Here is a 24,413-nt window from a genome sequence, read left to right as displayed (position 1 = left end):
AATATGGGAATAATTAAAGCATTTACAGATTCAATTAGTGGTACTTTTGCAGATCAATGGAAGGAGATTATTACAGTTCAGGCTTTTGATGAACATACAGCTGTAAGTCCAGGAGTTCTTCAAGTCAGTAATAATGGTAGAGGAGTTAATAGTCAAGGGTCTATAGGTGTCATTTCAAATGGGTCTAAGATATTTATTCCTGAAAATACTGCTGCTTTTATTTTTAGTCAGTCTGGAATAGAAGAAATTATCACTGAACCAGGTGGATATGAATATCAAAATGGGGAGAGTAGTGTTTTTAATGGTGATGGGCTAAAAAAATCACTGTTTGATAATGTTGTTAATCGTGTTGGATTTGGCGGACAAAGTGATCAGCAAAAACAGATTTGTTTTGTCAATTTGAGAGAAATTCGCGATATTAGGTTTGGTACTCGTGGTCCGGTTATGTATAACGACTTGTTTTATGGAACAGACTTAGAAGTGCGTGCTTTTGGAACTTTTTCTATTCAAATTACGGACGCTATCAAGTTTGTAAAAAATTTCCTTCCTGCAAATGTGACCTACTATAGCTTTGATAGTGCTCAAGCAAGGGCTCAGATAGTCACGGAATTTCTTCAATCCTTTACCGTTGCCCTTAATTCGTTATCAACAACTTATCGTATCTCACAACTACCATCACAAGCATCAGTGCTTGCAAAACAAGTATCGAATGATGAACAGTATGCTGGTACTTGGAAAGATCGTTTTGGGTTTGAGATTATAAAAGTTGCGATTACTAATATAGAATTCTCACCAGAATCTAAGGAATTAGTTAAGAACTTTTCATCAAATAAGATGAATTTAAAGGCTTTTGATGATGTATCGCAGAAAGCTTCTAATATTGCTGCACAACAAAAAGTCGCATCAGGGATCGAACAACATGGGCTAGGAGATGGTGCGGGGATGATTTTTGGTATGAATATGGCACAACAGTTAGATGAAAAAGCAAATAAACCAAGTTTATCTTTTGATGAGCAAATCGAAGCTCTTACTAAACTCAAATCACTTTTAGATGCAGATATATTATCTCAGGAAGAGTTTGATCGAAAGAAAAAAGAAATTATAGACTTATAAGATTGACGAGATGCTACGCAATCTGGATAAACATTAAGCAGAAGGAGGGGCAACCCTCTTTTTTTGTGTGTCTATAAGTAGGTCATTGTCTAGTCAGATTATATAAATAGAAATTCAGAAAATAAAATAAATCTTGAAAATATCATTTATTCCATAAATATGATAAGATAAAGCTTGATATGAATGAAAAATGGAGATAGAGATGGCTAAAGAAGATGTGGCGATGCAAGTGTTGCACCAGGTGGTGAAACTACCCGTCGTCAAAGTGAACCGGTCAAAATTTTTAATGGACAAATTCTCTAAGGAAGTGGCCTCAAAGGACATTCCTAGATTATTGGAAGAAGGGCCGACAGCTTTATTACCTCAGGAAACCTTAGATCGAGTGGCCAATGCCTGTATTAAAGATAATGTTTTGCTAGCAAGTGGGACATCTGTTCTGGCTGGATTACCTGGCGGTCTTGCCATGGCGGTTACTATACCAGCAGATGTAGCCCAATTTTATGCATTTTCACTGAAACTAGCTCAAGAATTGGGCTACATTTATGGTTATGATGATCTATGGGCATCTCGTGATGAATTGAGTGAAGATGCTCAAAACACACTTTTACTCTACCTCGGAGTAATGCTTGGAGTGAATGGCACTGCTGCTCTCCTCCGGGCGGGAGGTGTTGCTGTTGCTAAGCAGGTCATGAAAACTGTTCCCCAGAAAGCTTTGACTAAGACACTTTGGTACCCAATTTTGAAAAAAGTTTTGAAAATTTTTGGAGTTAACTTAACAAAAGGAGGATTGGCCAAGGGAATGGGGAAATTTATTCCTATTTTAGGTGGAATCATTTCTGGAGGATTAACCTTTGCAACAATGAAACCCATGGGTGAAAGTCTGCAAAAAGAGCTCTCCAAATTAGTTAACTATGATGAGGAGCAATATCAAGAAGATATAGAAACAATCCGAAAGGAAGCGGAAATCATCGAAGGTGAATGAAATGGGTATCATTAAAATATTGGCTAAAACATACGGTAATTATTTTCTTACAACTCAGGCTATAAAAGTCGCAGAAACCATGAAGAAAGATGAAAATATAGTAGTTGGCTTAGGAAAATTACTTCTCGTAGATAAGCTTATGGATACAGCTACTTGGTTGATGAAGCCGGAGGATAAAGAATGAAATCTTTTTGGAAGCTCTTCACTCTTCTTTTTATAACACCAATTGTCGGTCTGATAAAAATTCTCTGGTTTTTAGTCTCTTTCGCCTTCCAATTACTGTTCTATAAGATTCTTTTCAAGATCATAGACTGGTTTTTCAAACTTCTCTGATGATCATGGTAAGGATAAGACTTTGAGGTTTTACTAGGAAAAGTCTATATAATTGGAAATAATGAAATTATACGAAATAAACTAGCAAGTCTTCTACTGCTAGTTTTTTAATCTTTGCCCTTGTGGTATAATAAAAAAGAAAAAACTGTTAGAGAATATGATGGAGGTTATGATGGACAATATCATTGATGTATCTATTCCTGTTGCGGAAGTTGTGGACAAGCATCCAGAAGTTTTAGATATCCTAGTAGAACTCGGTTTTAAACCTCTTGCAAATCCTTTGATGCGAAATACAGTCGGACGAAAAGTATCGCTCAAACAGGGGTCTAAGCTGGAGGGAACTCCTATGGATAAGATTGTGCGCACACTTGAAGCAAATGGTTACGAAGTGATTGGAATAGACTAATGGCAGATGAACGAATTCATGTCCTACGGGATATTTTATTAGAATTGCATAATGGAGCCTCCCCTGAATCCGTTCAGGAACGCTTTGATGCAACCTTTACAGGTGTATCAGCTATCGAGATTTCTCTCATGGAGCACGAGTTGATGAACTCTGACTCAGGTGTGACATTTGAAGACGTCATGGAGCTCTGTGATGTCCATGCCAATCTCTTTAAAAATGCTGTTAAAGGCGTAGAAGTAGAAGATACAGAGCATCCAGGTCATCCTGTGCGTGTTTTTAAGGATGAAAATCTAGCTCTCCGTGCTGCCTTGATTCGTGTTCGAAGATTGTTAGACACATATGATTCTATGGAAGACGAGGAAATGCTTGCAGAGATGCGTAAGGGGTTGGTTCGTCAGATGGGGCTTGTAGGTCAATTCGACCGTCACTACCAGCGCAAGGAAGAACTCTTCTTTCCTATCATGGAGCGTTATGGACATGATTCGCCTCCAAAAGTCATGTGGGGAGTCGATGACCAGATTAGGGAACTCTATCAAAAAGCCTTGGGGACAGTTAGGTCACTACCAGAAGCATCCATTAGTATTGTAAAGGCAGATTTTGAGGCTTTTGCGACTGAATTTGAGAGTATGATTTTCAAGGAAGAGTCCATCCTCCTCATGATTCTGCTCGAATCCTTCACCCAGGATGACTGGATTCAGATTGCCGAGGAAAGTGATGCTTATGGCTATGCGATCATCCGGCCATCTGAAAAATGGGTTCCTGAACGTCAAAGTTTTGTTGAGGAAAAAAGTGTAGAAGAACCAACTCAGCCAGAAACTGTAGATGGACAGGTTCAACAAGTGATTGATACGCCAGAGGGTCAGTTTACTATCACCTTTACACCTAAGGAAAAGGAAGCAGTGATGGATCGAAATAGTCAGCAGGCTTTTGGCAATGGCTATCTTTCAGTCGAGCAGGCGAATCTTATCCTCAACCACCTGCCTATGGAGATTACTTTTGTCAATAAAGATGATATTTTCCAGTATTACAATGACAATACGCCAGGAGATGAGATGATTTTCAAGCGGACACCGTCTCAAGTTGGACGAAATGTCGAACTATGTCATCCACCAAAATATTTGGAGAAAGTCAAAGCGATTATGCAAGGTCTTCGTGAAGGGAAAAAAGACAAGTACGAGATGTGGTTCAAGTCCGAGTCACGAGGCAAGTTTGTCCATATCACTTATGCTGCTGTACACGATGAAAATGGAGAATTTCAAGGTGTATTGGAGTATGTTCAGGATATCCAGCCTTACCGTGAGATTGACACAGATTACTATCGAGGAATAGAATAAGGAGAAACAATGAGTTACGAACAAGAATTTATGAAGGAATTTGAAGCCTGGGTTAATACCCAAATCATGATTAATGATATGGCGCTCAAGGAAAGCCAAAAGGTCTATGAAGAAGATCAAGATGAGCGGGCTAAAGATGCCATGATTCGCTATGAAAGCCGCTTGGATGCCTACCAGTTCTTGCTAGGCAAGTTTGAAAATTTCAAGGCAGGCAAGGGATTCCATGATTTACCAGAAGGTTTGTTTGGTGAGAGAAATTATTAAGAGCTATAAAAAGAGTGTGGTCTATAAACCGCACTTTTTACATATGATGGGTATGCTTGGTAATCCATTGTTCTGTTTTTATTTTTAACCAAAATGAATAGATTCCAAGAGTGATAATCGTCAGTAAGAACCATTTGATCCAATTTCCAAATAACTGGGCGCCAGTTCCATCAAAATATAAACGTTGACCATCGATGCCAGTATGTCGGACTTTCCAATCTTGCATAAAATAAACGGCCCAAGGTGTGGCAATTCCTAGAGTTAAGGCGATGATGAAAAAAGCGACAATCCAGTGCCCGATAAAGCTGAGTAATCCACCGTCAAAATAACTTTCTTTGTTCATTTAGAGTCTCCTTAGAATTTTATGGATAAGTAAATCATTACTTTGAGGTATTGTACCATAGGAGGAGATAGGAATCAATATTTCTTGAAATGAGGAACTATAGTTCAAACGAAAATAGCATTCACGATTTGTCCTACTTATCTTTTTGTGTTACAATGTTAGCATGAAAACGAAAAATATCATTAAAACAGGTTTGGCATTAGTAGGCCTCGGAGCACTTGCTTTTGGAGCTAAGAAAGTAGCCGATGACCACAAACTCATGAAAACGCAGGAAGAGTTGACCGCTATTGTGCGTGACTCCTTTTCAGAGATGGGTGAGATAGCGACTCTCTATGTCCAAGTGTACGAAAGTAGCCTAGAACGTCTCGTTGGTGGTGTCATTTTTGAAGATGGTCGTCACTATACCTTTGTCTATGAAGATGAAGATCTCATCTATGAGGAGGAAGTCTTATGATTTCTCCTAAGAGTATCGAAGAATTAGCAAATCTAGTAGAGCAGGATGGCAAGAAGGTCTTCCTTTTTGTTGCGGATTGGTGTGGCGATTGTCGTTATATCTACCCTGCCTTGCCAGAGATTGAAGAATCAAATCCAGAGTTTACCTTTATACGAGTAGACCGTGATGAGTACATGGAACTAGCTAAACTTTGGGATGTTTACGGGATTCCAAGTCTTGTTGTCTTAGATAAGGACAAGGAGATTGGGCGCTTTGTCAATCGTGACCGTAAAACCAAGGCACAAATTAACGACTTTTTAGCAGGATTAAAATAGGAGAAAAGAAAGAATGATTTTTACATATAACAAAGAACATGTCGGTGATGTCCTTATGGTCATCGTGAAAAACAGTGGCGATGCTAAACTAGATGTTGAACGTAAAGGCAATGTGGCGCGTGTTTTCCTAAAGGAAACAGGTGAAACTGTTGCTTGGAATATTTTTGAAGTTTCTAGCTTATTCGAAATTGAGGAACGTGGCCAAGTATTTCTAACAGACGACCAAGTGGCTCGTTTGAACCAAGAATTGCAGGCACAAGGTTTTTCTGAAGAAATCATTAACGACAAGGAACCAAAATTTGTGGTTGGTGAGATTGTAGAAATGGTTGCACATTCAGATAGTGACCACTTGAATATCTGTCAAGTTGCTGTTGGGAATGACAAAACAGTACAAATCGTGGCAGGTGCTCCCAATGCACGTGTTGGTTTGAAAACCATTGTTGCTCTTCCTGGAGCCATGATGCCAAAAGGCAATCTCATTTTTCCAGGGGAACTTCGTGGTGAAAAGAGTTTTGGGATGATGTGTAGCCCTCGTGAACTCGCCTTGCCAAATGCTCCGCAAAAACGTGGTATCATTGAATTGTCAGACGACCAAGTTGTTGGGACTCCGTTCAATCCAGCTAAACATTGGACAGCTTAATCCGTAACAGTTATCTATGCTGTTCGCTTGAGGGAAATAAGATGGCAAAAAATGTAGTCATTACAGGTGCAACATCAGGAATTGGTGAAGCAATCGCGCGTGCTTATCTAGAAAAAGGTGAGAATATCGTTCTCACAGGTCGCCGAACAGAAAGACTCAAAGCTCTAAAAACAGAGTTCGCTGGAGCCTTTCCAAATCAAAATGTTTGGACCTTTCCGCTAGATGTAACAGATATGAGCATGGTTAAGGCTGTTTGTTCAGATATTCTTGAAGCAGTAGGTTCGATTGATGTTTTAGTTAATAACGCTGGACTTGCTTTAGGATTAGCTCCATATCAGGACTATGATGAGTTGGATATGTTGACCATGCTGGATACTAATGTCAAGGGTTTGATGGCAGTTACGCGTTGCCTCTTACCTTCCATGGTAGCAGCTAATCAAGGGCATATTATCAATATGGGCTCTACTGCAGGTATTTACGCCTATGCGGGTGCAGCAGTCTATTCAGCAACCAAGGCTGCAGTTAAAACCTTTTCGGATGGCTTAAGGATTGACACCATTGCGACAGATATCAAGGTGACCACTATTCAGCCAGGAATTGTAGAAACTGATTTTTCAAAAGTCCGTTTCCATGGAGATGAGGCACGGGCTGCAACGGTCTATCAGGGGCTCGAAGCCTTGCAGGCACAAGATATCGCAGATGCTGTGGTTTATGTGACCAGCCAACCTCGTCGTGTGCAAATTACAGATATGACCATCATGGCCAATCAACAAGCAACTGGATTTATGATTCACAGAGATTAACATTATTTAAAAAAGTTACAAATTTTGTAACTTTTTTTGATTTCCTTCGAATAGATAAGTAGGAGGATGAAAAAATGTATAATAAAGTTATTATGATCGGACGTTTGACGTCTACACCAGAATTGCACAAAACCAACAATGATAAGTCCGTTGCACGAGCAACTATCGCAGTGAATCGCCGTTATAAAGATCAAAATGGGGAACGTGAAGCAGACTTCATCAATATTGTGGTCTGGGGCAAATTGGCTGAAACCTTGGCTAGTTATGGAAGCAAGGGTAGTCTCATTTCTGTGGATGGGGAACTTCGTACCCGTAAGTTTGAGAAGAATGGCCAGACCAACTATGTAACAGAAGTTCTCTGTACAGGTTTCCAACTCTTAGAAAGCCGTGCCCAACGTGCTATGCGTGAAAATAATGCAGGACAAGACTTAGCAGATTTGGTTTTGGAAGAAGAGGAACTTCCATTTTAAAATGACAAGAGTTTGAGAATTTTCTCCAACTCTTTTTGTGCTATAAATCAGACTTTTTTTCTTGACTATTTCTGACTAAGTGATACAATAGAACTATGGTTTAGCACTCGTTCGTAAAGAGTGCTAACAATATGATTATGTTATGGAGGAAAACAGATGTTGAAACCATTAGGGGACCGTGTGGTCTTGAAAATTGAAGAGAAAGAACAAACAGTCGGAGGCTTTGTCCTCGCAAAATCAGCCCAAGAAGAAACGAAAACAGCTACAGTAGTGGCTACTGGACAAGGTGTTCGCACCTTGAACGGTGACTTGGTTGCTCCAAGTGTTAAAGCTGGAGACCGTGTCTTGGTTGAAGCTCATGCAGGTATCGAGGTCAAAGATGGTGACGAAAAATATGTCATCGTTGGTGAAGCTAACATCTTAGCAATCGTGGAAGAATAATAGGAGGAAGTAAGTATGGCAAAAGACATTAAATTTTCATCTGATGCACGTTCAGCTATGGTACGTGGTGTTGATATCCTAGCTGATACAGTTAAAGTAACCTTGGGGCCTAAAGGACGTAATGTTGTTCTTGAAAAATCATTCGGTTCACCATTGATTACCAATGATGGTGTGACCATCGCTAAAGAAATCGAACTAGAAGACCATTTTGAAAATATGGGTGCCAAATTGGTGTCAGAAGTGGCTTCTAAAACCAATGACATCGCTGGTGACGGGACAACTACTGCAACAGTATTGACTCAGGCCATTGTTCGTGAAGGGATTAAAAACGTTACGGCTGGCGCAAACCCAATCGGTATCCGTCGTGGAATTGAAGCAGCGGTTTCTTCAGCTGTAGAAGCCTTGAAGAACAATGCTATTCCTGTTGCCAACAAAGAAGCTATCGCACAAGTTGCTGCCGTATCCTCTCGCTCTGAAAAAGTTGGTGAGTACATCTCTGAAGCCATGGAAAAAGTCGGCAAAGATGGAGTCATCACCATTGAAGAATCACGTGGGATGGAAACAGAGCTTGAAGTTGTAGAAGGAATGCAGTTTGACCGTGGTTATCTATCTCAGTACATGGTTACTGATAATGAAAAAATGGTTGCAGACCTTGAAAATCCATACATTTTAATTACTGACAAGAAAATCTCAAATATCCAAGAAATTTTACCACTGCTAGAAAGTATTCTTCAAAGTAGCCGTCCACTCTTGATTATTGCAGATGATGTTGACGGTGAAGCTCTTCCAACTCTTGTTTTGAACAAGATCCGTGGAACCTTCAACGTAGTTGCTGTTAAGGCACCAGGATTTGGTGACCGACGCAAGGCTATGTTGGAAGACATCGCAATTTTGACAGGCGGAACTGTTATTACAGAAGATCTTGGTCTTGAATTGAAAGATGCTACTATCGAAGCGCTTGGTCAAGCAGCTAAAGTGTCTGTTGATAAAGATAGCACAGTCATTGTTGAAGGTGCAGGTAATCCTGAAGCAATTGCTAACCGTGTTGCTGTCATCAAATCACAAATTGAAACAACAACTTCAGAATTCGACCGTGAAAAACTCCAAGAACGCTTGGCTAAATTGTCAGGCGGGGTAGCAGTTATCAAGGTCGGTGCTGCAACTGAAACTGAGTTGAAAGAAATGAAACTCCGTATCGAAGATGCTCTTAACGCGACTCGTGCAGCTGTTGAAGAAGGTATCGTTGCAGGTGGTGGTACTGCCCTTGTTAATGTTATCTCTGCTGTTGCTGCCTTGGAGTTAGAAGGTGATGAAGCAACAGGACGTAACATTGTTCTTCGTGCCTTGGAAGAACCTGTACGTCAAATCGCTTACAATGCAGGATATGAAGGTTCAATTGTTATTGATCGTTTGAAAAATGCAGAGCTTGGAACAGGCTTCAATGCTGCAACAGGTGAATGGGTCAACATGATTGAAGCAGGAATTATCGATCCTGTTAAGGTTAGTCGTTCAGCCCTTCAGAACGCAGCTTCAGTAGCAAGCTTGATTCTAACAACAGAAGCAGTCGTAGCTAACAAACCAGAACCCGCTGCACCAGCGCCAGCTATGGATCCATCTATGATGGGTGGTTACTAAGAAATAAATAAAAACAGGTAGAATGAAAGATTTCTACCTGTTTCTTTTGAATTACTCAAAAAGAGGAAGCTCAGCCTCCTCTTTTTACATTTATTTAATTATGGTTTGATAACTTCAGCTCCACCCATGTATGGACGAAGAACTTCTGGAATGGTCACAGAACCATCTTCGTTTTGATAGTTTTCAAGGATAGCAGCGACTGTACGTCCAACAGCAAGTCCAGAACCATTCAAAGTATGAAGAAGTTTAACCTTACCATCGGCTTCATCACGGTAACGGATTTGGGCACGACGAGCTTGGAAATCTTCTGTATTTGAACAGCTTGAGATTTCACGGTAGGTATTTTGCGCAGGGATCCATACTTCCAAGTCATAAGTCTTAGCAGCAGAGAAGCCCATATCTCCAGTAGAGAGAGCAACCACACGGTATGGAAGGTTGAGTTTTTGAAGGATGTTTTCAGCGTTGGCTGTCATCTTTTCTAGTTCTTCGTATGACTCTTCAGGTTTGGCAAATTTCACCATTTCAACCTTGTGGAATTGGTGCAAACGAATCAAACCACGAGTATCACGACCAGCTGAACCAGCTTCAGAACGGAATGATGGACTCATAGCAGTAAAGTAGATTGGCAAGTCTTTTCCATCAAGAATTTCATCACGGTAGTAGTTGGTCAGAGGAACTTCAGCTGTAGGAATGAGGACGTAGTTCGTATCTTTCAATTCAAACGTATCTTCCTTGAATTTTGGATATTGACCAGTACCAAACATAGAATCATGGTTGACCATGTAAGGTGTGATAACTTCAGTGTAACCTTCTTTTCCGTGCTCATCCAACATGAAGTTGTAGATAGCACGTTCTAAGCGAGCTCCAAGTCCTTTATAGAAGAGGAAACGAGCTCCAGTTACCTTTCCACCACGTTCCCAGTCAAGAATACCAAGGTCTTCTCCAAGATCCCAGTGAGCTTTTGGTTCGAAGCCAAACTCGCGAGGAGTTCCCCAACGGCGAACCTCTACGTTATCGTCTTCGTCTGCTCCGATAGGCACGCTGTCAGCGGGGATATTTGGAAGTGTAGTAGTAAATTCTGTCAATTTCGCATCGATTTCAGCCAATTCAGCATCAAGAGCTTTTACCTCGGCAGAGAGGGTTTGCATAGCTGCAATCTTATCGTCAGCATTTTCCTTGTTACGTTTAGCTTGGGCAATCTCAGCAGAAACTGTGTTACGTTCAGCCTTGAGGGTTTCAACCTTAACCAAGATGTCACGTCGTTTGGCATCGATTTCTTTCATCTCGTTCAAGATAGCAGCATCTACACCACGTGTAGCTAGTTTTTCTGCAACAGCATCAAAGTCTGTACGAATACGTTTGATATCTAACATATAAACTCCTTTATGAAAAAAGCACACCTGACAAAGCGTTGGAGTGGCAGGGCCACGGTTCCATCCAACTTCACAGGTGTGCACTTGATTCTGTATTTGATTTAAAACAACGGTAGAATTTCAATTAAATCTTCTATCTGCTCGCAGCACCCGCAGACTTTCTGAAAGAAGGAAGTAACCTACTTATCCGTTTCTATGATTATACTAAACTTTCTATTTTTTTGCAAATAGATTTTTAATTTTTCGGCCAATGATTTGGATTAAGGTAGGAAGTTTGACTACCTTGTCATTTCCCAGTTTTTCACGAGCTATTTTAAGAATTTTTCCAGAGTCTTTTGAGGCGAAGAGGAATTTTCCTTGATCTGTAAAGACTTCAAAATGCCGACTAACCTTGCGGCCTGAAACATTGGCTCCGATTTGATTAATGCTGGACCATGGGATTTGAATATAGTCCTCGACATTACGATCTGAGTAAAATTCTAGGGCATGATCTCCGACCAGAAATTTTCCAACCTTTCCTGTAATGGAGAGATAGGATGTTCCAGTTGTTTGCAAGTCGACGACCTTATTGAGGGATTGTGCCATGTTTAGTCTTCCTTATTTTCACCGAAAAATGCTTGGTAGAGAGCTTTAAGAGCGGCTTTTTCTTGGTCTTTGTGGACAACAAACATGATAGAAACTTCACTAGAACCTTGTGACATCATTTGGATGTTGATGTTGTTTTCAGATAAGGCACGAGTGGCTGTAGCAGTTACCCCGATATGACGCTTCATTTTTTCCCCAACAATCATAATGATAGAGAGGTCGTGTTCGATTTCAGCGTGGTCTACCTCTGCTTTTTGGACTAATTGACGAAGGATTTCTTCTTCCTTGATCGGAGTCAATTCTCGTGAACGTAAGATGATAGACAGGTCATCGATACCAGTTGGCATGTGTTCCCAACCAATATTAAGGTCCTCAAGAATCTGAAGAACTTTACGACCAAAACCGATTTCGCGGTTCATCAGATACTTAGACATATTAATGCTGACAAAGCCAGAATCACCAGCGATCCCAACAACTGGGAATTTGTCGCTGCTATGTTGTAGCACAATGCGAGTACCTGGGTGGTCTGGATTGTTGGTATTTTTAATGACAAGAGGAATTTTCCCACGGTAGGCTGGCAAGAGAGCTTCGTCATGGAGTACAGAGAATCCAGCATAGGCCAATTCACGCATTTCACGGTAGGTCAATTCAGGGATAGAGTGTGGCTTATGGATAATACCAGGGTGAGCTGCAAAGATTCCGTCTACATCCGTAAAGTTTTCATAGAGGTCAGCCTTGACACCAGCAGCGATGATAGAACCAGTGATATCTGAACCCCCACGTGAGAAGGTACAAATTTGGTCTTCTTTCGTAACACCGAAGAAACCAGGGATAACAAGAACTTCAGTTGAATTTGTCAATTCCTCGATTTTATCGTAACTTGATGGGATGATACGTGCATTTCCAGGTTCGCTTGTCACAACGATACCAGCTTCTCTAGGATGAACATAACGCGCTTCCAAGCCATTTTGGTTAAAGTAGGCTGCAATCAACTTGGCATTGTTATTTTCTCCAGCTGCTAGAAAGGTATCATAGAGAAACTTATTATCTTCAATTGGAAGAGTAGCTAGAGAGCGAATGCTTTTTGAAATTTTGTCTAAAACGGCTGGTTTAAGACCTAATTCGCTAACCATAGCAGCATAGCGATCAATAATCCAGTTTTGGCTTTTGCTAATGTCATTTCCGGCTACATAGTCGCGGTAGTATTTAATCAAGGCATCTGTAACCTTAGTATCTTCAGAATTACGTTTACCAGGGGCAGATACAACCACAAAACGACGTTCTGGGTCACTTTTGACAATATTTAAAACTTTTTCTAATTGACTAGCAGAGGCAAGCGAGCTTCCACCAAATTTAACAACCTTCATAAGAACTCCTAAAGTAAGTATTTTATACGATTATAGCAGAAAGAGGGGCTTTTTTCAATCTGGAAAATGTCCTATATAATTGTTTGAATGTCTCATCAGGAAAGCTTATAATGAAGGTGTAGGGGGAAAGACTCTTCTGATGAAAGGAGTTGGGAAAGATGATTAAAAGAGTGTTTTGTTTAATACTATTCCTCACCTTCGTGATGATTCCTACAAGTATCGGAGCAACTTATCATTCTCTTCCCAGAGGTCGTTTGACCGGAGAAGAATTAGCGATTGAGTATGCTCAGGAAGGTCAGATATCAGTTGAGAGGGCTAAAATTATCTTATCTATCGATTTTTCAGATAGTAAGTCAAGGACTTATCGAATTCTCTCTGAAAAGATTATCGTCAATCCTAACTATGAAGCTAGAGTCAAGTTTTACTGTCGAACAGATGAAAGTGGACAATTTAGAGGAATCACGAAACTCTTAGCTGTAAGTCTGGTCAACAAGGACGGGGATAAGGAAACTCCTTTTACAGGGAATCTTTTTGCCTACCTAGAAGATCCAAATCGTATTTTTTACATGGTTTCAGGAGAATTCTACCATAAAGGATTCAACAAAGAACAGCTCTATCAGAGAGAAGGAGGGCGGATGCTTGAAGTCATTTATGATTTCAAAGATGATGCAAGTACTGGTTTTCCTTCATTTTTAGAGACTAAACTAAGCTTTTAAAATCGGCCGAGACACTTTCGGTCGATTTTTCTCTTGTCTAATAAGCTGGAAAAAGATATAATTTGAAAATAAAATAATTTAAATATCGTTGCAAATTAAAAGGAGTGGCTATGAATCATATTCTCTATCAAGTTCAAGACGATTTAGCGATACTAACTTTAAATCGTCCCGAGGTGGCAAATGGTTTTCATATTCCTATGTGTCAAGAAATTCTTGAAGCATTGGAATTAGCTGAAAAAGATGCTTCGGTTTCGTTTGTTCTCATTAATGCTGCCGGCAAAGTCTTCTCTGTTGGGGGCGATCTAGTAGAAATGAAACGTGCTGTCGATGAGGATGATATTGCCTCCCTCACCCAAATTGCGGAGTTAGTAAATACGATTTCCTATAAGATTAAACAAATTCCTAAACCAGTCATTATGGAGGTGGATGGAGCAGTTGCTGGGGCAGCAGCTAATATGGCCTTGGCAGTTGATTTCTGTATTGCTTCTGACAAAGCTAAATTCATCCAGGCCTTTGTAGGTGTGGGCTTGGCTCCAGACGCGGGAGGTTTATTCTTGCTTACACGATCACTTGGTGCGACTCGGGCAACGCAATTAGCTATGACGGGTGAAGCTTTCACAGCAGAAAAAGCACTTGAAGCTGGAGCTGTCTACCGTCTTTGTGCTAGTGATCAATTAGAAAAGACAAGAGAGCAACTATTGAAGAAGTTGAGACGAGGTTCTTCTAACTCCTATGCAGCTGTTAAGAAGTTAGTCTGGGAGAGCGAATTTAAGCAGTGGCACGAGTACGCACAGCTAGAATTGGAATTGCAAAAATCTCTATCTTATACGGAGGATTTCAAAGAAGGTGTTCGTGCACATTCTGAGAGAAGACGTCCAAAATTTATCGGAAAATAAAAAAATACTTGCACAATTCTTTGAAGTTTGATATACTTTTTTTGTCAAATGTTTTGATAGTTAAACTTTTTTGATAAGGGAGGGAAGAGAATTGGACTACCAACGGATCAATGACTATTTAACATCTATTTTTAATAACGTCCTGGTGATTGAGGAAGTAAGTTTGCGAGGTAGTCGTTTCAAGGACATCTCTATCAAGGAAATGCACACGATTGATGTGATTGGTAAGTTTCCAGATGTGACACCGAGTCAAGTGTCCAAAGAGCTGATGGTAACTCTAGGAACAGTGACAACTAGCTTGAACAACTTGGAACGAAAAGGTTACATCGAACGCTTACGTTCAGATCAGGATCGTCGTGTAGTACATCTGCATTTGACTAAGAAAGGTCGACTCGTACATCGTCTCCATAAACGTTTCCACAAGGCCATGGTCGAAAGAATTATCGAAGGCATGAGCCCAGAGGAAATGGACGTCATGAGTAAAGGTTTGACCAATCTTTATCAATTTTTGGAGGATTTGAAATAATGGCTTTTGCAAAAATAAGCCAGGTTGCTCATTATGTACCAGAGCAGATTATCACAAATGAGGATTTAGCTCAGGTTATGGATACGAGTGATGAATGGATTTCAAGTCGAACTGGGATTAAGGAACGTCGCATTTCTAAGACAGAATCAACTGGAGATTTGGCAACGGCAGTTGCAAAACAACTCTTAGAGAAGTCAGGGATTTCTGCTGAAGAGTTGGATTTTATCATTCTAGCTACGATGACACCTGACTCGATGATGCCTTCAACAGCCGCTCGTGTTCAGGCTAAAATCGGCGCTCATAAGGCTTTTGCCTATGACTTAACAGCTGCCTGTAGTGGCTTTATCTTTGCCCTATCAACTGCAGAGAAGTTTATCTCTTCAGGAGCTTATCGTAAGGGTCTAGTTATCGGTAGTGAAACCATGTCAAAAGCTTTAGACTGGTCGGATCGCTCAACAGCTGTCCTATTTGGAGATGGAGCTGGGGGCATCTTGTTAGAAGCAAGCGAAGAGCCACATTTCCTAGCGGAGAGTCTCAATAGCGATGGTTCGCGTAGTGAGTGTTTGACCTTTGGACAGACTGGTTTAACTTCACCATTTTCAAATCAAGAAAAGCCCGATGCTTTCTTGAGAATGGATGGCCGAGCAGTTTTTGATTTTGCGATTCGAGATGTTGCTAAGTCTATAAAAAACACCATAGAAGAGAGTCCTCTGTCGGCAGAAGAACTAGACTATCTCTTGCTTCATCAAGCTAATATCCGCATTCTAGATAAGATGGCTAGAAAGATCGGTGTAGATCGAGACAAGCTTCCTGCCAATATGACCAAGTATGGAAATACCAGTGCGGCAAGTATTCCGATCCTACTTTCAGAGTGTGTAGAGGAAGGGCTCATTCGTTTGGATGGTAGCCAAAAAATTCTCTTGTCAGGCTTCGGTGGAGGTTTGACATGGGGCACGCTTATTGTTACAATTTAGGTAATCATGTGGTGAACACATTGTTATAAAAACTATTTATTTTAAAGGAGTCTATCATGGCAGTATTTGAAAAAGTACAAGAAATTATCGTTGAAGAACTTGGGAAAGACGCATCAGAAGTAACACTTGAATCTACTTTTGATGATTTGGATGCAGATTCATTGGACTTGTTCCAAGTAATTTCAGAAATTGAAGATGCTTTTGATATCCAAATCGAAGCTGAAGACAACTTGAAAACAGTTGGTGACTTGGTTGCTTACGTTGAAGAGCAAACAAAATAATTAAAATAAATGAAGAAGGAGTAGGGGGGCCCCGCTCCCTCTTGTTTAGGTAATAGTTTGACTGTCAAATTATAATGTAGTCGAACTATTACGTAAGCAAGACATATGGAGGCACTATGAAAACACGTATTACAGAATTATTGAATATTAAATATCCTATCTTCCAAGGTGGAATGGCCTGGGTTGCAGATGGTGACCTTGCTGGAGCTGTTTCAAAAGCAGGTGGTCTAGGTATCATCGGTGGAGGAAATGCTCCTAAAGAAGTGGTTAAGGCTAATATCGATAAGATTAAATCTTTAACAGACAAGCCTTTTGGTGTCAACATTATGCTTCTGTCTCCATTTGTTGATGATATTGTTGACCTCGTCATTGAAGAAGGGGTTAAAGTAGTCACAACTGGCGCAGGAAACCCAAGTAAATACATGGAGCGATTCCATGAAGCGGGAATCACCGTTATTCCAGTAGTTCCTAGTGTTGCTTTGGCTAAACGGATGGAAAAAATCGGTGCAGACGCTGTTATTGCAGAAGGTATGGAAGCAGGTGGACACATCGGTAAACTAACAACTATGACCTTGGTTCGTCAAGTTGCAGCTGCTGTTTCTATTCCTGTTATCGCTGCTGGCGGTATTGCAGACGGTGAAGGAGCTGCTGCTGGCTTTATGCTTGGTGCAGAGGCTGTGCAAGTAGGAACTCGTTTTGTAGTTGCTAAAGAATCAAATGCCCATCCAAACTATAAAGCTAAAATTTTAAAAGCTCGTGATATTGATACAACGATTTCGGCACAACATTTTGGACACGCAGTTCGTGCCATTAAAAACAAATTGACTCGTGATTTCGAGCAAGCTGAAAAAGATGCCTTTAAACAAGAAAATCCAGATTTAGAAATTTTTGAGCAGATGGGCGCAGGAGCCTTAGCTAAAGCAGTTGTCCATGGGGATGTGGATGGCGGTTCAGTGATGGCCGGCCAGATTGCAGGTTTGGTATCTAAAGAAGAAACTGTTGAAGAAATCTTAAAAGATATTTACTACGGTGCAGCTGAAAAGATTCAAGCAGAAGCTGCTCGTTGGGCAGGAGTTACAAGAAATGACTAAAACAGCCTTTCTATTTGCAGGTCAAGGAGCCCAGTACCTTGGAATGGGTCGCGAGTTATACGACCAATATGCTATCGTCAAGGAAACAATCGACCAAGCTAGCCAAGTATTAGGCTATGACCTCCGTGACTTGATTGATAATGATGAAACAAAGCTACATCAGACTCGTTACACGCAACCAGCTATTTTGGCTACATCCGTTGCCATTTACCGACTACTAAAGGAGAAAGGTTACCAACCAGATATGGTGGCAGGTTTGTCTCTTGGAGAATATTCTGCCCTCGTAGCTAGTGGTGCCTTGGATTTTGAAGCTGCAGTGGCTCTAGTTGCTAAACGTGGGTCTTATATGGAAGAAGCAGCACCAGCAGGATCAGGAAAAATGGTGGCTGTCCTCAATACACCAGTTGAAGTTATCGAACAAGCTTGTCAAGAAGCTTCTCAATTTGGTGTTGTAACTCCAGCTAACTACAACACTCCAAGCCAGATTGTTATTGGTGGGGAGGTAGCTGCAGTAGATCGTGCAGTTGAACTTTTGCAAGAAGCGGGAGCAAAACGCTTGATTCCTCTAAATGTTTCTGGACCTTTCCATACAGCTTTATTGGAACCTGCTAGTCAAAAATTAGCACAAGCCTTAGAAGATGTTGAATTTTCTGACTTTGCTTGTCCACTTGTTGGCAATACAGAAGCGAAGGTTATGGAAAAAGAACGAATTGTAGAACTCTTGATTCGTCAAGTTAAGGAACCTGTCCGTTTTTATGAAAGTATTGCAGTCATGCAAGAAGCGGGTGTCACTCGTTTTATCGAGATTGGACCTGGTAAAGTTTTGTCAGGATTCGTCAAAAAGATTGATAAAACAGCTCAACTTGCTAATGTGGAGGATCAGGCAAGTTTACTAGCACTCTTAGAAAATTAGACCAAAATGGTAGAAGTTCTGAAAGGAGAAAAATGAAACTAGAACAGAAAAATGTCTTTATTACAGGCTCAAGTCGAGGAATTGGTCTAGCCATTGCTCATAAATTTGCTAGCTTGGGAGCTAACGTTGTCTTGAATAGTCGTGGTGAAATCTCCGAGGAGCTTCTAAACGAGTTTAAACCATACGGTGTGAAGGTTCTTGCTATTTCTGGTGACGTTTCTGATTTTGCGGACGCAAAACGTATGGTAGACCAAACCATTGAAGAGCTGGGTTCAGTTGATGTCCTAGTGAATAATGCTGGGATTACTCAAGATACTCTCATGCTTAAGATGACGGAAGAAGATTTTGAGAAGGTCTTGAAAGTCAACCTGACAGGCGCTTTCAATATGACACAATCAGTCTTGAAACCGATGATAAAAGCACGCGAAGGTGCTATCATCAATATGTCTAGTGTTGTTGGTCTGATGGGAAATATCGGTCAAGCCAACTACGCTGCTTCCAAGGCTGGTTTGATTGGATTTACTAAATCAGTAGCACGTGAAGTTGCTAATCGTAATGTGAGAGTAAATGCTATTGCGCCAGGAATGATCGAATCAGATATGACTGCTGTTCTATCTGATAAGGTCAAAGATGCCATGTTAGCACAAATTCCGATGAAACAATTTGGCCAAGCAGAGCAGGTCGCAGAGGTGACAGTCTTTCTTGCAAGTCAGGATTATCTAACGGGACAGGTCATTGCAATTGATGGTGGACTAACCATGCAATAAGAGTTAAAATAGAGGTATGAAAATGAAACTAAATCGAGTAGTAGTAACAGGTTATGGATTAACATCTCCAATTGGGAACACACCAGAAGAATTTTGGAACAGTCTTAAAAATGGAAAGATTGGAATTGGTGAAATCACCAAATTTGATCACAGTGCTTTTGATGTTCATAATGCGGCAGAGATCCAGGATTTTCCGTTTGATAAATACTTTGTAAAAAAAGATACCAATCGTTTTGATGACTATTCTTTGTATGCCTTGTATGCAGCTCAAGAAGCAGTGAACAATGCTAATCTTGATGTAGAGACTCTTGATAGAGACCGCTTTGGTGTCATCGTTGCATCAGGTATCGGTGGGATTAAAGAAATCGAAGATCAAGTGCTTCGACTTCATGATAAGGGACCAAAACGTGTAAAACCATTGACACTTCCAAAAGCTTTGCCAAACATGGCGGCAGGGAATGTTGCTATGCGCTTTGGGGCAAATGGTATCTGTAAATCTATCAATACAGCTTGTGCTTCATCAAATGATGCTATCGGGGATGCCTTCCGTTCTATCAAATTTGGTTTCCAAGATATCATGCTGGTTGGTGGTTCAGAATCATCTATTACTCCATTTGCGATTGCAGGTTTCCAAGCCTTAACAGCTCTTTCAACAACAGAGGATCCAACTCGTGCTTCTATTCCATTTGATAAGGATCGTAATGGATTTGTTATGGGTGAAGGATCAGGTATGTTGGTTCTTGAAAGTTTAGAGCATGCTGAAAAACGCGGAGCAACTATTCTAGCTGAAGTTGTTGGTTACGGTAACACTTGTGATGCCTACCACATGACTTCACCACATCCAGAAGGTCAAGGGGCTATTAAAGCTATCAAACTTGCCTTGGACGAAGCTGAGATTACACCAGACCAAGTAGCCTATGTCAATGCTCATGGTACCTCAACTCCTGCTAATGAAAAGGGAGAAAGTGGAGCGATTGTAGCTGTTCTTGGTAAGGAAGTACCTGTATCTTCAACTAAGTCATTTACAGGACACTTGCTCGGTGCAGCTGGTGCAGTTGAAGCAATTGCAACAATTGAAGCCATCCGTAACAACTATGTTCCAATGACAGCTGGAACAACAGAACTATCAGACTACATTGAAGCAAATGTTATTTATGGACAAGGCTTGGAACGTGAAATTCCTTATGCTATCTCAAACACTTTTGGATTTGGTGGGCATAATGCAGTTCTTGCTTTCAAACGTTGGGAGAATAAGTAAAAATGAATTTAAATGAAATCAAAGACTTGATGGCGCAATTTGACCAGTCGAGCTTGAGAGAATTTTCTTATAAAAATGGAACGGATGAGTTGGTCTTCAGTAAGAATGAAGCAAAACTTGTTGCAGAAGCAAGTCCAGCACCTCAACCTGTGATTCCAGCAACTGCACCTACAGCTACACCACAAGCTCCAACTTCAATACCAGCTGTAGAAGCAGTTTCAGAAACAAGCGCTACCGAATCTGTAGCTGAAGGAGATCTAATAGAGAGTCCACTGGTTGGAGTTGCTTACTTGGCTGCGGGACCAGACAAACCTAATTTTGTTTCAGTTGGTGATACTGTTAAAAAAGGCCAAACCTTGGTCATCATCGAAGCTATGAAGGTCATGAACGAAATTCCAGCACCTAAAGATGGTGTCGTAACAGAAATTCTTGTTGCCAATGAAGAAATGGTTGAGTTCGGGAAAGGCTTGGTACGTATCAAATGATTGATATTCAAGGAATTAAAGAAGCTTTGCCCCACCGCTATCCTATGCTCTTAGTGGATCGTGTTTTGGAAGTTAGTGAAGATACAATTGTTGCTATTAAAAATGTAACGATTAACGAACCTTTCTTCAACGGACACTTTCCAGCCTACCCTGTGATGCCAGGTGTCTTGATCATGGAAGCTTTGGCACAAACAGCAGGTGTTTTGGAATTATCAAAACCTGAGAACAAAGGGAAGCTGGTCTTCTACGCTGGTATGGACAAAGTGAAATTTAAGAAACAAGTTGTTCCTGGTGATCAGCTTGTAATGACAGCAACTTTTGTCAAACGTCGTGGCACAATCGCCGTAGTAGAAGCGAAGGCAGAAGTAGATGGTAAGCTTGCAGCAAGCGGTACTCTAACCTTTGCTATTGGAAACTAGGGAGGTTTTCCATGTTTCGTAAGATTTTAATTGCCAATCGTGGTGAAATCGCTGTTCGTATTATTCGTGCGGCACGAGAATTAGGAATTGCAACAGTCGCTGTCTATTCGACTGCTGACAAGGAAGCTCTCCACACGCTTTTGGCTGATGAGGCTATCTGTATCGGCCCTGGGAAGGCTACAGAATCTTATCTGAACATCAATGCCATCCTATCAGCTGCGGTCTTGACTGAAGCTGAAGCTATTCACCCTGGATTTGGTTTTTTAAGTGAAAATTCCAAGTTTGCAACCATGTGTGAAGAAGTTGGTATCAAATTTATCGGACCATCAGCTCGTGTCATGGATATCATGGGAGATAAAATTAACGCCCGTGCTCAAATGATTAAGGCAAATGTGCCTGTCATTCCAGGATCAGATGGAGAAGTCCATACTGCAGAAGAGGCTCTGGCTATTGCCGAAAAAATTGGTTATCCAGTTATGCTGAAAGCTTCAGCTGGAGGTGGTGGTAAAGGGATTCGTAAGGTTGAAAGAGCAGAAGATCTCGTGTCAGCCTTTGAAACAGCCTCTAGTGAAGCCAAAGCCAACTTTGGTAATGGAGCTATGTACCTTGAGCGTGTGATCTATCCTGCTCGCCATATTGAAGTACAGATTCTTGCTGACCAAATGGGACATGTTGTTCACCTAGGTGAGCGTGACTGTTCGCTGCAACGGAATAACCAAAAGGTTTTAGAAGAAAGTCCTTCGATTGCTATTGGAAAAACCCTTCGTAATGAAATTGGTGCAGCGGCAGTTCGTGCAGCGGAGTCTGTTGGTTACGAGAATGCTGGTACCATTGAATTCCTACTAGATGAAGCAAGTGGGAAATTCTACTTTATGGAGATGAATACGCGTGTCCAAGTGGAACACCCAGTAACCGAATTTGTATCTGGTGTGGATATTGTCAAGGAACAAATCCGTATCGCAGCAGGTCAACCATTGACTTTGAAGCAAGAAGATATTGTTCTAAAAGGACATGCTATTGAGTGCCGTATCAATGCGGAAAACCCAGCCTTTAATTTTGCACCAAGTCCAGGTAAGATTACCAATCTTTATCTACCGAGTGGTGGTGTTGGCTTACGTGTAGATTCTGCAGTTTATCCAGGGTATACCATTCCGCCATACTATGATAGTATGATTGCTAAAATTATTGTTCATGGCGAAAATCGTTTTGATGCTCTCATGAAAATGCAACGAGCTCTTTATGAACTCGAAATTGAAGGGGTTGTCACCAATGCTGATTTCCAACTTGATCTGATTTCAGATCGTCGCGTGATAGCAGGGGACTACGATACTTCATTCTTGATGGAAACTTTCTTACCATACTATCAAGAAAAAGAATAATGTAAAAAGAGTATGAGACTGAAAAGGGGGATGTATGGCTCTATTTAGTAAAAAAGATAAATATATTCGAATCAATCCCAATCGTTCGACTGTAAATCAACCTCAGATCAAGCCAGAGGTTCCAGATGAGCTCTTCTCCCAATGTCCAGGTTGCAAATATACGATTTACCAAAAGGACTTGGGGAGTGAGCGTATATGCCCTCACTGTGGCTATACCTTCCGTATTTCAGCTCAAGAGCGTTTAGCTTTAACCATTGATATGGGGACGTTTTTGGAAATGTTTAAAGGGATTGAGACTCAGGATTCTTTGAATTTTCCAGGCTATCGTAAAAAATTGACTTTGATGCGTGAAAAGACAGGTCTTGATGAGGCTGTTGTAACAGGAACAGCTTTGATTAAGGGAGAGAAGGTTGCCCTTGGCATCATGGATTCTAACTTTATCATGGCATCGATGGGGACAGTTGTTGGTGAGAAAATCACTCGCTTGTTCGAATATGCGACCGCTGAAAAATTACCTGTCGTATTGTTTACAGCTTCTGGTGGAGCACGAATGCAGGAAGGAATCATGAGCTTGATGCAGATGGCCAAAATCTCTGCCGCAGTCAAACGTCATTCCAATGCAGGTCTCTTTTATCTGACAATCCTTACAGACCCGACGACTGGAGGAGTAACAGCTTCCTTCGCTATGGAAGGGGATATCATCTTGGCAGAACCCCAAAGTTTGGTAGGTTTTGCTGGACGCCGTGTGATTGAAAATACAGTAAGAGAAGACCTACCAGAAGACTTCCAGAAAGCAGAGTTTTTACTGGAACATGGTTTTGTAGATGCAATTATTAAACGACGAGAATTGCCAGATACGATTGCTCGATTAGTAAGACTACACAGGAGGGAGAGTTGATGAATATTGCGAAAATCGTTAGAGAAGCTCGTGAACAAACTCGCCTAACAGCCTTGGATTTCGCAACAGGAATTTTTGATGATTTTATTGAGCTGCATGGGGATCGCTCCTTCCGTGATGATGGTGCTATTATTGGTGGTATCGGTTGGTTGGGAGACCAAGCAGTGACTGTTGTTGGAATCCAAAAAGGTAAAAGTTTACAAGATAATCTTAACCGTAACTTTGGTCAACCTCATCCTGAAGGTTATCGAAAAGCCCTTCGTTTGATGAAACAAGCAGAAAAGTTTGGTCGTCCAATTGTAACCTTTATCAATACTGCTGGTGCCTATCCTGGTGTAGGCGCAGAAGAACGTGGTCAAGGTGAAGCCATTGCACGTAACCTCATGGAGATGAGCGACCTAAAAGTGCCCATTATTGCCATTATTATTGGTGAAGGTGGCTCTGGTGGAGCTCTAGCTCTAGCAGTTGCTGACCGTGTTTGGATGCTAGAAAACTCTATCTATGCAGTTCTCAGTCCCGAAGGCTTTGCTTCCATCTTGTGGAAAGATGGCACGCGTGCCATGGAAGCAGCTGAGTTGATGAAAATCACTTCCCATGAACTTTTGGAGATGGAAGTCGTAGATAAGGTTATTTCAGAGAGAGGTCTCTCTGCCAAAGAGCTGCTAGCTCGTGTAAAAAATGAACTTCAAACAGAAATTGAACAATTAAAACAATTATCGTTGGAGAAACTTTTGGAAGAACGTTATCAACGCTTTAGAAAGTATTAAAAAGAAAGCTAGAACTAAAAAAGGTTCTAGCTTTTTGGTTTCTCTCAAAAATTCATTTCATACTCAATTATTTTCAAAAAGCAACCTCGTCCATTGTCTGCTGACAGTTGACTTTAAAACATTTTTTTCCAGTCCTAGAATAACTTCTTGAAGCTTATCAATGACAGCTTCCAATGTTTGGAAAGC

Annotated in this window: 31 protein-coding genes; 27 read left to right on the top strand and 4 right to left on the bottom strand. The window is 41.0% G+C overall.

Features of this window, described 5'->3' with window-relative positions; genetic code table 11:
* Nucleotides 1–3: 3 nt before the first annotated feature.
* From QM911_RS03370 to QM911_RS03345, 6 genes are all read left to right on the top strand, one after another.
* Nucleotides 4–1,113 carry an SPFH domain-containing protein gene (locus tag QM911_RS03370; RefSeq protein ID WP_414313123.1) on the top strand — a complete coding sequence of 370 codons (1,110 nt, stop codon included), beginning with the start codon at nt 4–6 and terminating at the stop codon, nt 1,111–1,113.
* Nucleotides 1,114–1,315: 202 nt separating this feature from the next.
* Nucleotides 1,316–2,095, top strand: a complete 780-nt coding sequence (locus QM911_RS03365) for a hypothetical protein (RefSeq protein ID WP_414313122.1) — start codon at nt 1,316–1,318, stop codon at nt 2,093–2,095.
* A 1-nt stretch (nt 2,096) separates the two neighbouring features.
* On the top strand, nt 2,097–2,279 hold the full coding sequence (locus QM911_RS03360; protein WP_414313121.1) for a hypothetical protein: 183 nt from the start codon (nt 2,097–2,099) through the stop codon (nt 2,277–2,279).
* A 321-nt stretch (nt 2,280–2,600) separates the two neighbouring features.
* Entirely contained in the window at nt 2,601–2,834 is a 234-nt protein-coding gene (locus QM911_RS03355) for a DUF1858 domain-containing protein (protein WP_000368731.1), read from the top strand.
* A complete protein-coding gene (locus QM911_RS03350; RefSeq protein WP_414313120.1) occupies nt 2,834–4,168 on the top strand; it encodes a DUF438 domain-containing protein in 1,335 nt (444 codons plus the stop codon). Before QM911_RS03355 ends, QM911_RS03350 begins: the two co-directional genes overlap by 1 nt.
* A 9-nt stretch (nt 4,169–4,177) precedes the next feature.
* A complete protein-coding gene (locus tag QM911_RS03345) occupies nt 4,178–4,432 on the top strand; it encodes a DUF1912 family protein (RefSeq protein ID WP_004251830.1) in 255 nt (84 codons plus the stop codon).
* Between the two features lie 37 nt (nt 4,433–4,469).
* Here QM911_RS03345 and QM911_RS03340 read toward each other — a convergent pair whose 3' ends face one another.
* Nucleotides 4,470–4,775 carry a DUF898 family protein gene (locus QM911_RS03340; protein WP_414313119.1) on the bottom strand — a complete coding sequence of 102 codons (306 nt, stop codon included), beginning with the start codon at nt 4,773–4,775 and terminating at the stop codon, nt 4,470–4,472.
* A gap of 163 nt (nt 4,776–4,938) precedes the next feature.
* On the opposite strand from QM911_RS03340, the gene QM911_RS03335 reads away from it, so the two are divergent.
* The 7 genes from QM911_RS03335 to groL all read left to right on the top strand — a co-directional run bounded on the left by QM911_RS03335 (nt 4,939) and on the right by groL (nt 9,532).
* On the top strand, nt 4,939–5,229 hold the full coding sequence (locus QM911_RS03335; protein ID WP_000850670.1) for a DUF4651 domain-containing protein: 291 nt from the start codon (nt 4,939–4,941) through the stop codon (nt 5,227–5,229).
* Nucleotides 5,226–5,543, top strand: a complete 318-nt coding sequence (locus QM911_RS03330) for a thioredoxin family protein (RefSeq protein ID WP_414313118.1) — start codon at nt 5,226–5,228, stop codon at nt 5,541–5,543. Before QM911_RS03335 ends, QM911_RS03330 begins: the two co-directional genes overlap by 4 nt.
* Before the next feature lie 13 nt (nt 5,544–5,556).
* The gene (ytpR, locus tag QM911_RS03325) at nt 5,557–6,183 is read left to right on the top strand and encodes a YtpR family tRNA-binding protein (RefSeq protein WP_414313117.1); all 627 of its coding nucleotides are present in this window, start codon (nt 5,557–5,559) and stop codon (nt 6,181–6,183) included.
* Nucleotides 6,184–6,224: 41 nt separating this feature from the next.
* Nucleotides 6,225–6,986 (top strand): SDR family NAD(P)-dependent oxidoreductase, encoded by a 762-nt coding sequence (locus tag QM911_RS03320; RefSeq protein ID WP_414313116.1) that lies wholly within the window; start codon nt 6,225–6,227, stop codon nt 6,984–6,986.
* 74 nt (nt 6,987–7,060) lie between these two features.
* The gene (locus tag QM911_RS03315) at nt 7,061–7,456 is read left to right on the top strand and encodes a single-stranded DNA-binding protein (RefSeq protein WP_000282453.1); all 396 of its coding nucleotides are present in this window, start codon (nt 7,061–7,063) and stop codon (nt 7,454–7,456) included.
* A 156-nt stretch (nt 7,457–7,612) separates the two neighbouring features.
* On the top strand, nt 7,613–7,897 hold the full coding sequence (gene groES / locus QM911_RS03310) for a co-chaperone GroES (protein WP_414313115.1): 285 nt from the start codon (nt 7,613–7,615) through the stop codon (nt 7,895–7,897).
* A 15-nt stretch (nt 7,898–7,912) separates the two neighbouring features.
* The gene (groL, locus tag QM911_RS03305; protein ID WP_223140602.1) at nt 7,913–9,532 is read left to right on the top strand and encodes a chaperonin GroEL; all 1,620 of its coding nucleotides are present in this window, start codon (nt 7,913–7,915) and stop codon (nt 9,530–9,532) included.
* Between the two features lie 98 nt (nt 9,533–9,630).
* On the opposite strand, the gene serS is transcribed toward groL, so the two are convergent.
* The 3 genes from serS to QM911_RS03290 form a co-directional block, all read right to left on the bottom strand.
* On the bottom strand, nt 9,631–10,905 hold the full coding sequence (serS, locus tag QM911_RS03300) for a serine--tRNA ligase (RefSeq protein ID WP_006150289.1): 1,275 nt from the start codon (nt 10,903–10,905) through the stop codon (nt 9,631–9,633).
* A 213-nt stretch (nt 10,906–11,118) separates the two neighbouring features.
* The gene (locus QM911_RS03295) at nt 11,119–11,490 is read right to left on the bottom strand and encodes a DUF956 family protein (RefSeq protein WP_301559768.1); all 372 of its coding nucleotides are present in this window, start codon (nt 11,488–11,490) and stop codon (nt 11,119–11,121) included.
* A gap of 2 nt (nt 11,491–11,492) precedes the next feature.
* On the bottom strand, nt 11,493–12,857 hold the full coding sequence (locus QM911_RS03290) for an aspartate kinase (RefSeq protein WP_373094325.1): 1,365 nt from the start codon (nt 12,855–12,857) through the stop codon (nt 11,493–11,495).
* 158 nt (nt 12,858–13,015) lie between these two features.
* On the opposite strand from QM911_RS03290, the gene QM911_RS03285 reads away from it, so the two are divergent.
* The 14 genes from QM911_RS03285 (at nt 13,016) to QM911_RS03220 (ending at nt 24,227) form a co-directional block, all read left to right on the top strand.
* The gene (locus tag QM911_RS03285) at nt 13,016–13,573 is read left to right on the top strand and encodes a hypothetical protein (RefSeq protein WP_414313114.1); all 558 of its coding nucleotides are present in this window, start codon (nt 13,016–13,018) and stop codon (nt 13,571–13,573) included.
* Between the two features lie 110 nt (nt 13,574–13,683).
* Nucleotides 13,684–14,469, top strand: a complete 786-nt coding sequence (locus QM911_RS03280) for an enoyl-CoA hydratase (protein ID WP_223140606.1) — start codon at nt 13,684–13,686, stop codon at nt 14,467–14,469.
* A gap of 91 nt (nt 14,470–14,560) precedes the next feature.
* Nucleotides 14,561–14,995, top strand: a complete 435-nt coding sequence (locus tag QM911_RS03275) for a MarR family winged helix-turn-helix transcriptional regulator (RefSeq protein ID WP_000386343.1) — start codon at nt 14,561–14,563, stop codon at nt 14,993–14,995.
* The gene (locus QM911_RS03270; RefSeq protein WP_414313113.1) at nt 14,995–15,969 is read left to right on the top strand and encodes a beta-ketoacyl-ACP synthase III; all 975 of its coding nucleotides are present in this window, start codon (nt 14,995–14,997) and stop codon (nt 15,967–15,969) included. The genes QM911_RS03275 and QM911_RS03270 overlap by 1 nt, the downstream gene beginning before the upstream one ends.
* 56 nt (nt 15,970–16,025) lie before the next feature.
* Complete coding sequence (locus QM911_RS03265; RefSeq protein WP_000257840.1) at nt 16,026–16,250, top strand: acyl carrier protein; 225 nt, start codon at nt 16,026–16,028, stop codon at nt 16,248–16,250.
* Between the two features lie 116 nt (nt 16,251–16,366).
* Complete coding sequence (fabK, locus tag QM911_RS03260) at nt 16,367–17,341, top strand: enoyl-[acyl-carrier-protein] reductase FabK (protein WP_045763680.1); 975 nt, start codon at nt 16,367–16,369, stop codon at nt 17,339–17,341.
* Entirely contained in the window at nt 17,334–18,254 is a 921-nt protein-coding gene (fabD, locus tag QM911_RS03255) for an ACP S-malonyltransferase (protein ID WP_414313112.1), read from the top strand. Before fabK ends, fabD begins: the two co-directional genes overlap by 8 nt.
* A 32-nt stretch (nt 18,255–18,286) precedes the next feature.
* On the top strand, nt 18,287–19,021 hold the full coding sequence (gene fabG / locus QM911_RS03250; RefSeq protein WP_414313111.1) for a 3-oxoacyl-[acyl-carrier-protein] reductase: 735 nt from the start codon (nt 18,287–18,289) through the stop codon (nt 19,019–19,021).
* A 22-nt stretch (nt 19,022–19,043) separates the two neighbouring features.
* Complete coding sequence (gene fabF, locus QM911_RS03245; RefSeq protein WP_061862707.1) at nt 19,044–20,279, top strand: beta-ketoacyl-ACP synthase II; 1,236 nt, start codon at nt 19,044–19,046, stop codon at nt 20,277–20,279.
* A gap of 2 nt (nt 20,280–20,281) precedes the next feature.
* Nucleotides 20,282–20,764, top strand: coding sequence for an acetyl-CoA carboxylase biotin carboxyl carrier protein (gene accB / locus QM911_RS03240; RefSeq protein WP_414267359.1), 483 nt, complete (start codon nt 20,282–20,284; stop codon nt 20,762–20,764).
* A complete protein-coding gene (gene fabZ, locus QM911_RS03235) occupies nt 20,761–21,183 on the top strand; it encodes a 3-hydroxyacyl-ACP dehydratase FabZ (protein WP_006145014.1) in 423 nt (140 codons plus the stop codon). Before accB ends, fabZ begins: the two co-directional genes overlap by 4 nt.
* 11 nt (nt 21,184–21,194) lie before the next feature.
* Nucleotides 21,195–22,562, top strand: a complete 1,368-nt coding sequence (gene accC, locus QM911_RS03230; RefSeq protein WP_414313110.1) for an acetyl-CoA carboxylase biotin carboxylase subunit — start codon at nt 21,195–21,197, stop codon at nt 22,560–22,562.
* A gap of 34 nt (nt 22,563–22,596) precedes the next feature.
* A complete protein-coding gene (gene accD, locus QM911_RS03225) occupies nt 22,597–23,460 on the top strand; it encodes an acetyl-CoA carboxylase, carboxyltransferase subunit beta (protein WP_414313109.1) in 864 nt (287 codons plus the stop codon).
* Entirely contained in the window at nt 23,460–24,227 is a 768-nt protein-coding gene (locus QM911_RS03220) for an acetyl-CoA carboxylase carboxyl transferase subunit alpha (protein ID WP_414267358.1), read from the top strand. The genes accD and QM911_RS03220 overlap by 1 nt, the downstream gene beginning before the upstream one ends.
* Nucleotides 24,228–24,413: the final 186 nt, after the last annotated feature.

This window comes from Streptococcus infantis (assembly GCF_047460825.1).
Lineage (GTDB): Bacteria > Bacillota > Bacilli > Lactobacillales > Streptococcaceae > Streptococcus > Streptococcus infantis_V.
The sequence above is the reverse complement of the archived record's forward strand: the minus strand, read 5'-3'. Positions and strand labels throughout refer to the sequence as shown.

Coding starts and splice junctions, on each gene's coding strand:
- QM911_RS03370 (WP_414313123.1), top strand. CDS start 4: ATGGGAATAATTAAAGCATTTACAGATTCAATTAGTGGTACTTTTGCA.
- QM911_RS03365 (WP_414313122.1), top strand. CDS start 1,316: ATGGCTAAAGAAGATGTGGCGATGCAAGTGTTGCACCAGGTGGTGAAA.
- QM911_RS03360 (WP_414313121.1), top strand. CDS start 2,097: ATGGGTATCATTAAAATATTGGCTAAAACATACGGTAATTATTTTCTT.
- QM911_RS03355 (WP_000368731.1), top strand. CDS start 2,601: ATGGACAATATCATTGATGTATCTATTCCTGTTGCGGAAGTTGTGGAC.
- QM911_RS03350 (WP_414313120.1), top strand. CDS start 2,834: ATGGCAGATGAACGAATTCATGTCCTACGGGATATTTTATTAGAATTG.
- QM911_RS03345 (WP_004251830.1), top strand. CDS start 4,178: ATGAGTTACGAACAAGAATTTATGAAGGAATTTGAAGCCTGGGTTAAT.
- QM911_RS03340 (WP_414313119.1), bottom strand. CDS start 4,775: ATGAACAAAGAAAGTTATTTTGACGGTGGATTACTCAGCTTTATCGGG.
- QM911_RS03335 (WP_000850670.1), top strand. CDS start 4,939: ATGAAAACGAAAAATATCATTAAAACAGGTTTGGCATTAGTAGGCCTC.
- QM911_RS03330 (WP_414313118.1), top strand. CDS start 5,226: ATGATTTCTCCTAAGAGTATCGAAGAATTAGCAAATCTAGTAGAGCAG.
- ytpR (WP_414313117.1), top strand. CDS start 5,557: ATGATTTTTACATATAACAAAGAACATGTCGGTGATGTCCTTATGGTC.
- QM911_RS03320 (WP_414313116.1), top strand. CDS start 6,225: ATGGCAAAAAATGTAGTCATTACAGGTGCAACATCAGGAATTGGTGAA.
- QM911_RS03315 (WP_000282453.1), top strand. CDS start 7,061: ATGTATAATAAAGTTATTATGATCGGACGTTTGACGTCTACACCAGAA.
- groES (WP_414313115.1), top strand. CDS start 7,613: ATGTTGAAACCATTAGGGGACCGTGTGGTCTTGAAAATTGAAGAGAAA.
- groL (WP_223140602.1), top strand. CDS start 7,913: ATGGCAAAAGACATTAAATTTTCATCTGATGCACGTTCAGCTATGGTA.
- serS (WP_006150289.1), bottom strand. CDS start 10,905: ATGTTAGATATCAAACGTATTCGTACAGACTTTGATGCTGTTGCAGAA.
- QM911_RS03295 (WP_301559768.1), bottom strand. CDS start 11,490: ATGGCACAATCCCTCAATAAGGTCGTCGACTTGCAAACAACTGGAACA.
- QM911_RS03290 (WP_373094325.1), bottom strand. CDS start 12,857: ATGAAGGTTGTTAAATTTGGTGGAAGCTCGCTTGCCTCTGCTAGTCAA.
- QM911_RS03285 (WP_414313114.1), top strand. CDS start 13,016: ATGATTAAAAGAGTGTTTTGTTTAATACTATTCCTCACCTTCGTGATG.
- QM911_RS03280 (WP_223140606.1), top strand. CDS start 13,684: ATGAATCATATTCTCTATCAAGTTCAAGACGATTTAGCGATACTAACT.
- QM911_RS03270 (WP_414313113.1), top strand. CDS start 14,995: ATGGCTTTTGCAAAAATAAGCCAGGTTGCTCATTATGTACCAGAGCAG.
- QM911_RS03265 (WP_000257840.1), top strand. CDS start 16,026: ATGGCAGTATTTGAAAAAGTACAAGAAATTATCGTTGAAGAACTTGGG.
- fabK (WP_045763680.1), top strand. CDS start 16,367: ATGAAAACACGTATTACAGAATTATTGAATATTAAATATCCTATCTTC.
- fabD (WP_414313112.1), top strand. CDS start 17,334: ATGACTAAAACAGCCTTTCTATTTGCAGGTCAAGGAGCCCAGTACCTT.
- fabG (WP_414313111.1), top strand. CDS start 18,287: ATGAAACTAGAACAGAAAAATGTCTTTATTACAGGCTCAAGTCGAGGA.
- fabF (WP_061862707.1), top strand. CDS start 19,044: ATGAAACTAAATCGAGTAGTAGTAACAGGTTATGGATTAACATCTCCA.
- accB (WP_414267359.1), top strand. CDS start 20,282: ATGAATTTAAATGAAATCAAAGACTTGATGGCGCAATTTGACCAGTCG.
- fabZ (WP_006145014.1), top strand. CDS start 20,761: ATGATTGATATTCAAGGAATTAAAGAAGCTTTGCCCCACCGCTATCCT.
- accC (WP_414313110.1), top strand. CDS start 21,195: ATGTTTCGTAAGATTTTAATTGCCAATCGTGGTGAAATCGCTGTTCGT.
- accD (WP_414313109.1), top strand. CDS start 22,597: ATGGCTCTATTTAGTAAAAAAGATAAATATATTCGAATCAATCCCAAT.
- QM911_RS03220 (WP_414267358.1), top strand. CDS start 23,460: ATGAATATTGCGAAAATCGTTAGAGAAGCTCGTGAACAAACTCGCCTA.